At 62.1% G+C, this 14,099-nt stretch carries 11 protein-coding genes; all 11 read left to right on the top strand.

Annotated elements, in window-relative coordinates:
* Positions 1-325 precede the first annotated feature (325 nt).
* The 11 genes from J2X65_RS11010 to gmd all read left to right on the top strand — a co-directional run bounded on the left by J2X65_RS11010 (position 326) and on the right by gmd (position 13,979).
* Positions 326-1,759: a basic amino acid/polyamine antiporter gene (locus J2X65_RS11010; protein ID WP_310200954.1), complete on the top strand. Its 1,434-nt coding sequence runs from the start codon at positions 326-328 to the stop codon at positions 1,757-1,759.
* Between the two features lie 25 nt (positions 1,760-1,784).
* Positions 1,785-3,020 carry an arginine deiminase gene (locus J2X65_RS11005; RefSeq protein WP_310200953.1) on the top strand — a complete coding sequence of 412 codons (1,236 nt, stop codon included), beginning with the start codon at positions 1,785-1,787 and terminating at the stop codon, positions 3,018-3,020.
* Positions 3,021-3,315: 295 nt separating this feature from the next.
* On the top strand, positions 3,316-4,230 hold the full coding sequence (gene ppk2 / locus J2X65_RS11000; protein ID WP_310200952.1) for a polyphosphate kinase 2: 915 nt from the start codon (positions 3,316-3,318) through the stop codon (positions 4,228-4,230).
* 404 nt (positions 4,231-4,634) lie between these two features.
* Entirely contained in the window at positions 4,635-4,922 is a 288-nt protein-coding gene (locus tag J2X65_RS10995) for an HdeA/HdeB family chaperone (protein ID WP_310200951.1), read from the top strand.
* A 308-nt stretch (positions 4,923-5,230) separates the two neighbouring features.
* Positions 5,231-6,661 (top strand): basic amino acid/polyamine antiporter, encoded by a 1,431-nt coding sequence (locus J2X65_RS10990; RefSeq protein WP_310200950.1) that lies wholly within the window; start codon positions 5,231-5,233, stop codon positions 6,659-6,661.
* A 191-nt stretch (positions 6,662-6,852) separates the two neighbouring features.
* Positions 6,853-7,941, top strand: a complete 1,089-nt coding sequence (locus J2X65_RS10985) for an ABC transporter ATP-binding protein (RefSeq protein WP_310200949.1) — start codon at positions 6,853-6,855, stop codon at positions 7,939-7,941.
* 42 nt (positions 7,942-7,983) lie between these two features.
* Positions 7,984-9,039, top strand: coding sequence for an ABC transporter substrate-binding protein (locus J2X65_RS10980; protein ID WP_310200948.1), 1,056 nt, complete (start codon positions 7,984-7,986; stop codon positions 9,037-9,039).
* A 22-nt stretch (positions 9,040-9,061) separates the two neighbouring features.
* The gene (locus J2X65_RS10975; RefSeq protein ID WP_310200947.1) at positions 9,062-10,300 is read left to right on the top strand and encodes an ABC transporter permease; all 1,239 of its coding nucleotides are present in this window, start codon (positions 9,062-9,064) and stop codon (positions 10,298-10,300) included.
* Between the two features lie 5 nt (positions 10,301-10,305).
* Positions 10,306-11,109, top strand: a complete 804-nt coding sequence (locus J2X65_RS10970; protein WP_310200946.1) for an ABC transporter permease — start codon at positions 10,306-10,308, stop codon at positions 11,107-11,109.
* A gap of 474 nt (positions 11,110-11,583) precedes the next feature.
* Positions 11,584-12,840, top strand: coding sequence for a glycosyltransferase family 4 protein (locus J2X65_RS10965; RefSeq protein WP_310200945.1), 1,257 nt, complete (start codon positions 11,584-11,586; stop codon positions 12,838-12,840).
* Between the two features lie 53 nt (positions 12,841-12,893).
* Positions 12,894-13,979: a GDP-mannose 4,6-dehydratase gene (gene gmd / locus J2X65_RS10960; protein WP_310201063.1), complete on the top strand. Its 1,086-nt coding sequence runs from the start codon at positions 12,894-12,896 to the stop codon at positions 13,977-13,979.
* Positions 13,980-14,099 lie beyond the last annotated feature (120 nt).

Genomic DNA, 14,099 nt, shown 5'->3' with positions numbered 1-14,099 from the left:
CGCCGCGGCCGGTCACGTGAGCCCTTATGGCTGGCGGGCTATCATACCTCTGGAGGTTATAATAAGTGGCCGCCGCAGAGGGGGCGCATGGCGAAAATACGCGCATGTTGCGGTGCAAATATTCTCGCCCTGTAAGCTCAGAAATACATCTCCACACGCACATTCATCTCGCGCGTGCAGCAAGATTGCTGCGGCGACGAAGCTTAACAAGCGTCCATGTTTGGGATTACATGCCGGCAGTTGGGGAGAAGCCAATTTATTGAGATGACAAAACATTCTCGGTTCCTGACCCACCCAGTATCATCCCCATGTCGCGAGGCGCATCATGGCTGACAAGCCGGTTGGCAAACTCTCCCTGTTCTCGCTCATCGCCATGGTGGTCGGCTCGATGGTCGGCGCCGGCATCTTCAACCTGCCCGGCCGCTTCGCGACCGCGACGGGGCCGTTCGGCGCCATCATCGCCTGGGCGATCGCCGGTACCGGCATGTATATGCTGGCGCGGGTCTTCCAGGCGCTGGCGGAGCGGCGACCGGACATCGATTCCGGCGTCTTCGCCTATGCCAAGGCTGGCTTCGGCGATTATATGGGCTTCCTCTCGGCCTTCGGGTACTGGCTCGGCAGCTGTCTCGGCAACGTGTTTTACTGGGTGCTGATCGGCTCGACGCTCGGCTTTTTCTTCCCGGCGGTCTTCGGAGATGGAAGCACCGCCATCGCCATCATCGTGTCGCTGATCGGCATCTGGTCGTTCCATTTCATGATCCTGCGCGGCGTCGAGCAGGCGACCTTCATCAACACCGTCGTCACCATCGCCAAGATCGTGCCGCTGATCGTGGCGATCCTCGCCTTCATCTTCTTTTTCAACTACGCGCAGTTCTCCGAGAATTTTTTCGGCGGCGTGGGCATGCCGGAAAAGACCTTGCTGGCGCAGGTGCGCGACACCATGCTCATCACCGTCTTCGTGTTCCTCGGCATCGAGGGCGCCAGCGTCTATTCCCGCTTCGCCAAGAAGCGCTCGGATGTCGGCTCCGCCACCGTCCTCGGTTTTGTCGCCGTCACCGGACTTATGGTGGCGGTCACGCTGCTGCCCTTCGCCACGGCACCCCGCGCGGCGATAGCCGGGGTGCAGAACCCGTCGCTTGCCGGCGCTCTCGAACTGGTGGTCGGGCATTGGGGGGCGGTGTTCATCTCCGTCGGCGTGCTGGTCTCGGTGCTCGGCGCCTATCTCGCTTGGTCGCTGATCTGCGCCGAAGTGCTGTTCGCCGCGGCGAAATCCAACGACATGCCGAAGATGTTCGCGGCGCAGAACGGCAACGGCGTGCCGGCCAATGCACTGTGGCTGACCAATATCGTCGTCTCGCTGTTCGTGATCTCGACCTATTGGTCGCGCGACGCCTTCAACTTCATGCTCGACATGACCAGCGTCACCGCGCTGCTGCCCTATCTTTTGGTTGCCGGCTATGGCGTGCTGCTGGCCCGCAGCGGCATCGGCTACGAGCAGACGCCGGAAAAGCGCGGCCGCGACCAAATCTTCGGCTGGATCGCCGTCATCTACACCCTGTTCATGTTTGTCGCCGCCGGGCTGAAATACGTGCTGCTAGTGGCCGTGCTCTTCGTGCCGGGCACCGTGCTCTATTTCTGGGCGCGGCGCGAGCTGAGGGCGCGGCTGTTCACGCCTGTCGAACTCATCGTCTTCGCCGTGACCGTCATCGCCGGCCTGATCGGGGCCTATGGCCTCGCGACCGGCATCATCACCCCCTGACAAGAACAAGCATTGGGAGCCCCATATGGAAACCCCCTTCGGCGTGCATTCCGAGGTCGGCCAGTTGCGCAAGGTCATGGTCTGTGCGCCCGGCCGCGCGCATCAGCGCCTGACCCCCAGCAATTGCGACCAGCTGTTGTTCGACGACGTGCTGTGGGTCGACGTCGCCAAGCGCGACCATTTCGACTTCATGACCAAGATGCGCGATCGCGGCATCGAGGTGGTGGAGATGCACAACCTCCTCACCGATACGGTTGCGATCCCTGAGGCGAGGAAATGGATCCTCGATCATCAGGTGGTGCCGAACCAGATCGGCGTCGGCTTCGTCGACGAGGTGCGCTCCTATCTCGATGGCCTGCCAAACCGCCAGCTCGCCGAGACGCTGATCGGCGGCCTGTCGACTTACGAGTTCCCCGAGACGATCGGCGGCGAGACGCTGGCGCTGATCCGCGACGCCGCCGGCGTCAACGAGTATCTGCTGCCGCCATTGCCCAACACGCTCTACACCCGCGACACCACCTGCTGGATCTATGGCGGCGTGACGCAGAACCCGCTCTATTGGCCGGCGCGGCACGAGGAGACCATCCTCACTTCCTCCATCTACAAGTTCCATCCGGACTTCGCCGGCAAGGTGAACGTGTGGTGGGGAGACCCGACACAGGATTGGGGCCTTGCGACGCTCGAAGGTGGCGATGTGATGCCGATCGGCAAGGGCAATGTGCTCATCGGCATGAGCGAGCGCACGTCGCGTCAAGCGATCAGCCAGGTGGCGCAGGCACTGTTCGACAAGGGCGCGGCGGAGCGCGTCATCATCGCCGCCATGCCGAAGCTGCGCGCGGCGATGCATCTCGACACCGTCTTCACCTTCGCCGACCGCGATTGCGTGCTGGTCTATCCCGACATCGTCGACAAGATCGAGTGCTTCTCCTATCGCCCGGACGGCAAGGGCGGCATCGAACTCTCGAAGGACAAGGGCCTTGTCGAGACGGTGCGCGAGGCGCTCGGCCTGAAGGAGATCCGCGTCGTCGAAACCGGCGGCAACGACTATATGCGCGAGCGGACCCAGTGGGATTCCGGTGCCAACCTCGTCTGCGCCTCGCCCGGCGTGGTGTTCGCCTATGATCGCAACACCTATGCCAACACGCTGCTGCGCAAGGCCGGCATCGAGGTGATCACCATCGATGGCTCCGAACTCGGACGCGGGCGGGGCGGCGGTCATTGCATGACCTGCCCCATCATCCGCGACGCCGTGGATTTCTGACGGAAGGTCAGGCGGGCGGGGGCGGCGCGGACAGTCGCGCCGCCGGTTTGCGCGGCATGGCAAGGCGGCTGAAAGGGATCGCTCGGCCTGTTGTAAAGCCTACACATGACGGTGACAGTGTGCGGCGCATCACTATCCCCTGGGGTGTGCGCCTTGGGACACGTCTCACGGAAGCGGCCTCACAATGTCTGATTTCGGCGCATGCAGCGGTCTCCGGCTCGCTGGGGGCGGCCGGACCGTCCGATAGGGTGCACTCCCCGCCCGCATCATCGTCAGGGCAGACCAGGAAAGCCTTATGACCAACGATCCCAAAACCCAACTCGACCGCATCCGCGAAGAGATCGCCGACAGTTTCGACGAAGAGCTGGAAACCCAGCTCGACGAAGACCGGCTCGACGAACTCGTTGCGGAAGGCATGGGCGAGGGCGGGGCGCCGACGATCGAGCGCAAGCTGTATTTCCGCGAGCTGTTTCGGCTTCAGCATGAACTCATCCGCCTGCAGGACTGGGTGCAGCACAAGAAACTCAAGGTGGCGGTGCTGTTCGAGGGCCGCGATTCCGCCGGCAAGGGCGGGGCGATCAAGCGCGTCACCCAGCGCCTGAATCCGCGCGTCTGCCGTGTCGTGGCCCTGCCGGCGCCGACCGAGCGCGAGCGAACCCAGTGGTACTTCCAGCGCTATGTTCCGCATTTGCCCGCCGGCGGCGAAATCGTGCTGTTCGACCGCAGCTGGTACAATCGCGCCGGCGTCGAGCGGGTCATGGGGTTCTGCACGCCGGACGAACTGGAGGAGTTTTTCCGTTCGGTTCCGGATTTCGAGCGGATGCTGGTGCGCTCGGGCATCATCCTGATCAAGTATTGGTTCTCCATCACCGATGAAGAGCAGGAATTCCGCTTCCAGATGCGCATTCAGGATCCGCTGAAGCAGTGGAAGCTGTCGCCGATGGACCTGCAGAGCCGGGTGCATTGGGAGGATTACACGCGCGCCAAGGAAGAGATGCTCGCGCGCACCCACTCGCCCGATGCGCCCTGGTGGGTGGTGCAGGCGGTGGACAAGAAGAAGGCACGGCTGAACTGCATCGCCCATCTGCTTGACCAGATCCCCTATGAGACCGTGCCGCGGCCGGAGATCGTGCTGCCCGAGCGCGTGCGTCACGCCGATTACGAACGTCACCCGGTGCCGCCGGAGATGTATGTGCCCGAGGTTTACTGAGAGCGGCTGAAGAGGGATGGCACGCCGCCGCGTGCCATCCCTCGCCATGTCCCGCGTTGGGCGCTATCGATCCCTGCCATTGCTGGTGGCGATGATCTACCCGAACGAGGCGGTCTTCCTCGTCCCGGCCGTTACCCGCCATCGGCGGCATTCCTCTCCCGCCGGCCCCGTCCGGCATCACGGTCTCCTGTATCCAGGCACAGGACGCAAGCCGGCCGAGCGATCTAGCATGCACTGGCCCGCGGGTGTGGTATTCATGAACCGGAGCGGCACGGGCCAGGCGTCAGGTTGCGGTAACGACACGCGAGTTAACGGTCGGGCAATCGCCAGGACCCGCGCGGGCGTCGTTCGGCAGCAGCACGTCGCGAGCCCATAACAAGCATTGCCGCAGGAGGAGCTCGCCCATGAAATATGCAGTCGTCGCTGTCGCGTTTGTCCTTGGCGTCAGCCCGGTCATGGCGGACAAATGGGATCTGTCCACCATGACATGCAAGCAATTCACCGATAGCGATAACTCGACTATCGGAATCATACTTGCGTGGCTCGATGCGTACTACAAGGATGAGGAGGCTCCGCCGGTCATCGATACGGAAAAATTCGTCCAGAACGCGGAAAAGCTGGGTGCGTATTGCGCGGTCAATCCGCAGATCGGGCTGATAACCGCGACGGATTCGCTGTTCGACAGCGAATGACGCTGTCGCGCCAGCGGTCGCGCGCCACGATTCATTGGCCCCATTCCAGGGTGGCCCGCCGCTGTTCCGCACAGGTCGCGCAAATCAGCGATCCAGCTGCCGCGCCCGCGCCGGTGGTTCGGCACCGGCGTGATGACGGGCCGGGTGGCACCCGCGATGCTTGCTGAAAGGGTCGGCGGCAATCGAAATTCAGGCGTCAGGCGGCATGCTGCCGACGCGATGGCTTTCTGACCGAACGGCGTTTAGGCAGGGGAATGGGGCGGCTTGCCGTCTCGCTTCCCGTTCTTCGCCTGCAAGCGGTGCCCAGCATGAACCAGCCGACGGAACAGAAATTCGCGCTGCCGACCCTGACCGCCATGGTGGTGGGCTCGATGGTCGGCGCGGGCATCTTTTCGCTGCCGCAGACCTTCGGCCGCGTCACCGGCGGGCTTGGCGCGCTCATCGCCTGGGCCATTGCCGGCAGCGGCATGCTGATGCTGGCCTTCGTCTTCCAGACCCTGGCACGGCGGAAGCCGGAGCTCGATGCCGGCGTCTTCGCCTATGCCAAGGCGGGCTTCGGCAATTATCCCGGCTTCCTCTCGGCCTTGGGCTATTGGACCGTCTGCTGTCTCGGCAACGTTTCCTACTGGGTGCTGATCAAATCGACGCTCGGTGCCCTTTTTCCCATCTTCGGCGACGGCAACACCGTGGCGGCGGTGGCCGTCTCCTCGCTCGGCGTGTGGATCGTCCATTTTCTCATCCTGCGTGGAGTGAGGCAGGCCGCCTTCATCAATACCGTTGTCACCGTGGCGAAGATCATTCCGATCCTGATCTTCCTCGTCTTCGTCGGCTTCGGCTTCAAGGCGGATATCTTCGCCCTGAATTTCCACGGCGGCCCGGGGCTGGAGGCCGAGGGGCTGTTCGCGCAGGTGCGCGGCACCATGCTGGTGACGGTGTTCGTCTTCGTCGGCATTGAAGGGGCCAGCGTCTATTCGCGTTACGCCCGCAAGCGTTCGGATGTCGGCCTCGCGACCCTGTTCGGCTTTCTCGGCGTGCTCTGTCTCCTGGTGCTGGTGACGATGCTGTCCTATGGCGTGCTGCTGCGCCCGGACCTTGCCGAACTGCGCAATCCTTCCATGGCCGGCGTGCTGCGGGCGGTGGTCGGGCCGTGGGGGGCGGTGTTCATCAGCATCGGCCTCATCGTCTCGGTTCTGGGCGCCTATCTCTCCTGGTCGCTGCTGGCGGCGGAGGTGCTGTTCTCGGCGGCGAAGAGGGAGAGCATGCCGGCCTTCCTGGCGGCGGAGAACCGAAACAAGGTGCCGTTCGCCGCGCTCTGGCTGACCAACATCCTCATCCAGCTCTTCCTGATCCTCACCCTGTTCGCTGAGCAGGCCTTCCTGCTGGCGCTCAAGCTCACTTCCTCGATGATCCTCCTGCCTTATCTCCTCACCGCGGCTTACGCGCTCAAGCTGGCCTGGAGCGGCGAAGGCTACGAGCCGCAGGCACGGGGGCCGCGCGGCGATATCGTGCGGGCCGCGCTGGCGACGGTCTATGCGCTGGGATTGATCTATGCCGGCGGGCTGAAGTTCCTGCTGCTGTCGTTGGTCATCTATGCGCCGGGTACGGTGCTCTTCCTGGTCACCCAGAAGGAGCGAGGCCACCGGATCTTCACGCCGGCGGAACTGGTGCTGTTCGGCACCGTTGCGGCCGGCGCGGTGCTGACTCTCTATGGCCTGGCGACAGGGCGCATCAGCGTGTGATCGCGCGCGGATGGCAAGGGCTCGGTCGCCGGGCCGGCTCCTGCTCCGCCCCCGCGCATCCGCGGCGGGCAGGCCATTACACCGGCGATCCACCTGGCCGGGCGAGAGGGGACTGGTCCACTGCCCTGCGATTCCGCTAGGGTGTCTTATTTCGCTAGAGATCTTCCCGGGCCGTGGCAGTGCATGATCCCATGACCGACGCTTTCGTCACCTTCGAGAAAGTCCGCAAGACCTATGACGGGCGCTCGCTCGTCGTGTCCGACCTCGATCTCGAAATCGCCAAGGGCGAGTTTCTGACGATGCTCGGCCCTTCGGGCTCCGGCAAGACCACCTGCCTGATGATGCTCGCCGGCTTCGAACACCCGACGGCGGGGCGCATCACGCTGGCCGGCCGGCCGATCGATGGCGTTCCGCCGCATAAGCGCGATATCGGCGTGGTGTTTCAGAACTACGCCCTGTTTCCCCACATGACGGTGCTGGAGAATATCGGCTTTCCCCTCAGCGTCCGGAAGCTGCCGGCGGCGGAGACGGAGCGGCGTGCCCGGGCGGCGCTCGGCATGGTGCATTTGCAGCATCTGGCGGATCGCAAGCCGGGCCAGCTTTCCGGCGGCCAGCAGCAGCGCGTGGCGCTGGCCCGCGCCCTGGTGTTCGAGCCGGTGCTGATCCTGATGGACGAGCCGCTCGGCGCCCTCGACAAGCAGCTGCGCGAGGCGATGCAGTACGAGATCAAGCATCTCCACGAGCGGCTCGGCGTGACCATCGTCTATGTCACCCACGATCAGGGCGAGGCGCTGACCATGTCCAATCGGGTGGCGGTGTTCAATGAGGGGCGCATCCAGCAGCTTTCCACCCCGAAAGACCTCTACGAGCACCCGCAAAATGCCTTCGTGGCCGGCTTCATCGGCGAAAACAACGCGGTGCCCGGCACGCTGCGCAGCGTGGCGGGCAATGTGGGAGAGGTGGAAATCCCCGGCGGCCTGCTGCGCTGCGACCTTCTCGGCGACCGCACCATCGGCGCACGCAAGCTCGTCTCGATACGCCCCGAGCGGGTGCGCATCCTCGCCGAGGGCGTGGCCTTTGCGAATGTGATGCCCGCGCGGGTCGAGGAGGTGATCTATCATGGCGATCATCTCAGGCTGCGGCTCTCGACCATGAACAGCAGCGAGTTCATCGCCAAGGTGCCCAACGCCGAGAGCAGCCGGAACTTCACCGCCGGCCAGGATCTGCGGATCGGCTGCAACATCTCCGATTGCCTCGCCCTCGACGCGCCCGTGCGCTGAGGGGGGCTGATTTCACGTGCCGACAACTGGGAGGGAACGATCATGAAGAACACAATCGGACGACTGCTTCTCGCCGCCGGCCTCTCCGCCGGCTTTTCCATCGTGGCCGGCGCGGCGATGGCGCGCGACCTGACGGTGGTGGGATGGGGCGGCACCGCCCAGGCGGCGCAGGACAAGGCGATGTTCCAGCCTTACGTCAAGGATACCGGCAACAAGCTCGTGCAGGACAGCTGGAACGGCGGCATCGGCGTTCTGCGCACCAAGGCGCAGGGCGAATCCACCTGGGACGTGGTGCAGGTCGAGGCGGACGAACTCGTGCTGGGCTGCGAGGAAGGCATCTATGCCCGGCTCGACTGGTCGAAGCTCGGCGGTCAGGAGCAGTATCTGCCGGGCATGACCAATGAATGCGGCACCGGCACCTTCGTCTGGTCCACGGCGCTCGCCTATGACAAGGCCAAGCTCGGCGACAACGGCCCGAAAAGCTGGGCGGATTTCTTCGACACCAAGAAGTTCCCCGGCAAGCGCTCTCTGCGCCGCGGCCCGCGCCAGTCGCTGGAATTCGCCCTGCTGGCCGACGGCGTGCCGGCCGGCGAGGTCTACAAGCAGCTTGCCACCAAGGAAGGCGTCGACCGCGCTTTCAAGAAGCTCGATACCATCAAGAAGGACATTGTCTGGTGGGAAGCCGGCTCGCAGCCGGTCCAGCTGCTGCAATCCGGCGAAGTGGCGATGACCAGCGTCTATAACGGGCGCATCTTCGCCGTGAACAACGCCGATAAGACCAACTTCGCCCTCGCCTGGCCGGCAGGCTTCATCTACCAGGTCGACAGCTGGGTGATCCTGGCCAATTCACCGAACAAGGATCAGGCCGAGAGCTTCCTGAAGTTCATCCAGACCTCGGCGCGCCAGCAGGATGTCGCCAATGTGCTGGCCTACGGCCCGACGCTGAAGGATTCCACCGGCAACATCGCGCCGAACGTGCTGCCCTATCTGCCGACCGCGCCGGGAGTGATCGAGCACGGCCTCTCGTTCGACACCGCCTTCTGGGTCGACAACATCGAGGCACTGAACGAGCGCTTCAACGCCTGGGCGGCGCAGTGATCGCGCCGGCCTCGTGATGGACATGATGGCGGCAGGCAAGACCGGGGATCTGCGTGCCTCGCTGCGGCGGGCCGAGCGGGCGCGTGCGCTGCGCGGGCTCGGCCTTGCCTTGCCGCTCATCCTGTTCACGCTGGTCTTCTTCGTGCTGCCCATCGCCGGCATGCTGGTGAAGAGCGTGCAGAACGGCCCGATGCCCGACATCATGCCGGAGACCTCGGCGCTGCTGCAGGCGTGGCGCGCCGGCGAGCCGCGCAGGCTTCCCGACGAGGCGGTATTCGCCGCCTTCGCCGGGGAACTGCGCGCTGCTTCGCAGAACCGCACCCTGCCCGAACTCGCCACCCGGCTGAACTTCGAGAATGCCGGCTACCGGTCGCTGCTGATGGCGACGGCCCGCCGTCTGCCCGACACGCCGGCCGGGAACTGGCGGGACACGCTCGTCGGGCTGAACCCGCAATGGGGCGAGGTGGCGATATGGGCGGCGATGGGGCGTGCGTCCCCCCGCCTCACCGAGGGCTATCTTCTCGCCGTGCTGGATCATCGGCGTGACGACAACGACCAGATACAGGCGACCGATGCGAGCAGCGCGGTCTATGTGGCCTCGCTGCTGCGCACGCTCGAGATCAGCGCCACCGTCACGCTGCTCTGCCTTGTGCTGGCCTATCCGCTCGCCTATCGGCTGGCCACCCTGCCGGAATCGAAGGCCAATCTGCTGATGATCCTGGTGTTGCTGCCGTTCTGGACCTCGCTTCTGGTGCGGACGGCGAGCTGGCTGGTGATCCTCCAGCGCGAGGGGCCGCTCAACCAGGCCTTGCAATGGCTGGGCCTCATCGACCAGCCGCTGGAACTGGCGTTCAACCGGCCGGGCGTGATCATCGCCATGACGCATGTGCTGCTGCCGTTCATGGTGCTGCCGATCTATTCGGTGATGAAGGGTATCCCGTCCAACTATATGCGCGCCGCCACCTCGCTCGGCGCGCCGTTCTTCACCGCGTTCCGCCGGGTCTATTTCCCGCTGTCGCTGCCCGGCGTCACCGCAGGCTGCCTGCTCGTCTTCATCCTCGCCATCGGTTACTACATCACGCCGCTGCTGATCGGCGGCGCCAACGACCAGATGGTCAGCGCGCTAATCGCCTTCCTCACCCTGCAGACGCTAAATTGGGGGCTGGCGGCAGCGCTCGGGGCGGTGCTGCTGGTGATCACCATCGCCCTCTACTTCATCTATACGCGCGTCGTCGGCACCGACGGCGTGAAGCTCGGGTGACGCCGATGATGGGAGAGCGGATCCGCGGCATCCTCCTGTGGAGCGTGAGCCTTCTGGTGATCGCCTTCCTCGTCCTGCCGCTGCTGGTGATCGTGCCGATTTCCTTCTCCTCGGCCAGCTTCCTCAGCCTGCCAATTCCCGGCGTTTCGCTGCGCTGGTATGAGGCGCTGCTGACCAGCCCGGCCTGGGGGCGGGCCATCCTCAACAGCCTCATCGTCGGCGCCATCGCGACCGTGATTGCGGTGGGGCTCGGCACGCTGGCGGCGGTCGGGCTGCATCGCAACGAGTTTCGCGGCAAGGCGCTGCTCATGGGCGTGCTGATCTCGCCGATGATCGTGCCGATCGTGATCGTGGCGCTGGGCAGCTATTTCTTCTATGCGCCGCTCGGCCTATCGAGTTCGTTGCTCGGTCTCGGTCTGGCCCATGCCGCGCTGGGGGCGCCGTTCGTGCTGGTGACGGTGAGTGCCACGCTGACCGGCTTCGACGCCAATTATGCCCGCGCGGCAGCCAGCCTCGGGGCCCCGCCGCTGGCGGTGTTCCGCCGTGTGACCCTGCCGATCATCGCGCCCGGCGTCATTTCCGGCGCGCTGTTCGCTTTCGTGACCTCGTTCGACGAGGTGGTGGTGGCTCTGTTCCTCACCGGGCCGCTGCAACGCACCCTGCCGCGACAGATGTTCGACGGTATCCGCGAGAACATCAGTCCGACCATCCTCGCCGCCGCGACGCTGCTGATCGTGCTCGCGGTCGGGCTGCTGCTCACGGCGGAAATGCTGCGCCGTCGCAGCCAGCGGCTGCGCGGCATCAGCTGAAGGCCCGCCAGCCTCGCAGGAAGTTTTAAGCAAAATGGATCGCCAAGTGATGGCGCTGATTCAGGTAAGCGCTGCCCGCTGATCATTGGATAAATAGTAAATTTTACTTACATATTGGTCATGTGAAACATCGATAATTCTGACAGTCAATGGGCGATCTGGATATAGAACGTACCCATATTAGACAGGTTGCGTCATCTTCGTGCGATAATCCCGATCAGTCATCAGAATTGGGAGAGTGCCAGCCTGATTTGATAGCGAAAACATCGAGCCGATTCAGTAAAGTTTCGAGTGTATCGTATGCGTTGCGTGACGCTTGAGTACTGGGGCAAGCGTTGAATCAACTCCCGACAGATCGTGGTCCGACGAAGGGAGATAGGGTGTATGCGTCACGTATATTTCTTTCGTGGAGCTGATTTTTGATAAATAGTTGCGTATAATTTTCGCGTGGCGTGGCATATAAAGGGTCACTTCATGAAGATCGCGATAGTACATGAGTGGTTCACAACTTATGCCGGCTCCGAGAAGGTTCTCTCCGCCATGCTGGAGGAATTCCCGCAGGCGGATGTTTTTTGCCAGGTAGATTTTCTTTCGGATGTCGATAGATTAAAGATTGGTGATAGAAGGGCTAAAACAAGTTTTATACAAAAACTTCCATTTTCAAAGAAAAAATATAGATATTATTTTCCTCTTATGCCGCTCGCTGTTGAGCAGCATGATGTGTCCGACTATGACATTGTCATATCTAACAGTCATTCAGTAGCGAAGGGGGTTATTGTTGGTCCAGATCAACTTCATATCTGCTATTGCTACAGCCCAATGCGCTACGCATGGGATCTGCAGAACCAGTATCTGACGGAATCGGGTATCGCCGGTATCCGGGGCGGCATGACGCGGCTGATGTTGCATTTCATGCGGATCTGGGATGCCCGCACCTCTTTTGGCGTCGATCACTTCATTGCTTGTTCGAGATATATTTCACGGCGCATAAGAAAAACATATCGCCGTGATTCAACGGTCATTTATCCGAATGTGGATGTAGAGAGCTTTGTCCCAGGCGGGGATCGCGAAGATTATTATGTCACGTCATCGCGCATGGTGCCTTACAAGAAGATTCATCTCATCGTCGAGGCTTTTGCACAGTTGCCGAGCCGCAGGCTGGTCGTCATAGGCGATGGGCCGCAGTTTAAGCGTATCAAGGCATTGGCTACGCCGAATGTAACTATTCTCGGCTTCCAGGAATTCCCCGTCCTTCTCCGCCACTTGCAGCGCGCCCGCGCGTTTGTTTTTGCCGCCGAGGAGGACTTTGGCATCGCGCCGCTCGAAGCGCAGGCCTGTGGCACGCCAGTGATTGCTTTCGGCAAGGGGGGAGCCAGCGAGACCGTCATCGACGGTGTCACGGGCCTTCATTTCAAGGAGCAGACGGCGCAGGCCATCTGTGATGCCATCATGCGCTTTGAAGCCCTTCCTCGCGATCATTTCGACCGGGAGCGACTCCGCGCCCACGCCCAACGTTTCTCCACATCCGTCTTCCGCGCTCGCTTTCGTGCTTTTGTTGAAGAGGCCTGGGCTGATCATGCTGGAACATTGATGCCGGAGCCTGTCGATACAGATCCTGCGATCGTTCCAAATTATTCCGATTTAGATTCTGTGATTTCTAACGAACATAAGCTGATCGATATCGAAAACATCATACATGGTTCGGATAAGCCTATAGATGTTCGAGTGTAATCGGAGGTATTCCCGATAATTTCTCGTAATATGTCTCATATATATGGAAATATATCGTGAAAACCGCTGTTGTGACAGGAATAACTGGGCAAGATGGTCCGTATCTTGCCAAACTTCTCATTGAAAATGGTTATATCGTTTACGGAACCTATCGTAGATCGAGTATAATTAATTTCTGGCGCCTGGAATATCTTGGGCTGCTTGGGCACGAGCGTCTGCATTTGGTAGGTCATGATCTGATCGATCCCGGCGGAGCCATTCGGCTGCTCGATAAATGCGAGCCTGACGAAGTCTATAATCTGGGTGCCCAGACATTCGTTGGCAGCTCGTTCGACCAGCCAATACAGACCGCCGAGATCACCGGCCTGGGTCCTGTCCATATGTTGGAGGCCATCCGCACCGTCAATCGCAACATCCGGTTCTATCAAGCTTCATCGGCCGAGATGTTCGGAAAGGTGCAGGCGACTCCGCAGAACGAACAGACTTCTTTCTATCCTCGCAGCCCATACGGCGTTTCCAAGCTATTCGCGCATTGGATGACTATAAATTATCGTGAATCCTACGGAATATTTGCCGGAATCGGGATTCTGTTCAATCATGAATCGCCATTGCGTGGAGAAGAATTCGTAACGCGTAAGATCACTACCACGGTAGCAGCCATTGCGTGCGGCGCGCCCATCGAGCTTACGCTCGGCAATCTTGATGCTCGGCGGGACTGGGGATATGCCGCCGACTATGTGCGAGGCATCTGGGCCATTCTACAGGCAAAGGAGCCCGACACCTTTGTCATCGCCACTGCCAAGACGGCGAGTGTGCGTGATTTTGCGAGTTTGGCCTTCGAGCTTGCCGGTCTGCCTCTTGAGTGGATAGGGAGCGGCGAGGAGGAGCGTGGCTGCTGCAGGAAGACGGGGCGCGTGCTCGTCCGCGTAGACCCCGCTTTGCGACGCCCGGCGGAAGTCGACATTTTGCTGGGTGATGCCACCAAAGCCGAGCGTATACTCGGATGGCGGCACACCACGTCAATGCGTGAGCTTTGCTCCATCATGCTCGATGCCGATTTGGAGCGAGAACGACGGGCGGACCGGCGGCAGAATTCCGTCTCGGAACAGAGCGGTACAGCCTGGCGGGCGGCTGTCTAGTTTCACGCGAGTGGTGTGCGGATCTCTTGACCTCGGCGCGTCATGATCCTGGCCCGGCCTGAAGGTGCCAAGCACCGCCGCAGTTTCGGCCGGCGGGGCGGGCATCGCAGGAACCGATGC

Source organism: Ancylobacter sp. 3268 (genome assembly GCF_031456575.1).
Taxonomy (GTDB): Bacteria; Pseudomonadota; Alphaproteobacteria; order Rhizobiales; family Xanthobacteraceae; genus Ancylobacter.
The sequence above is the reverse complement of the archived record's forward strand: the minus strand, read 5'-3'. Positions and strand labels throughout refer to the sequence as shown.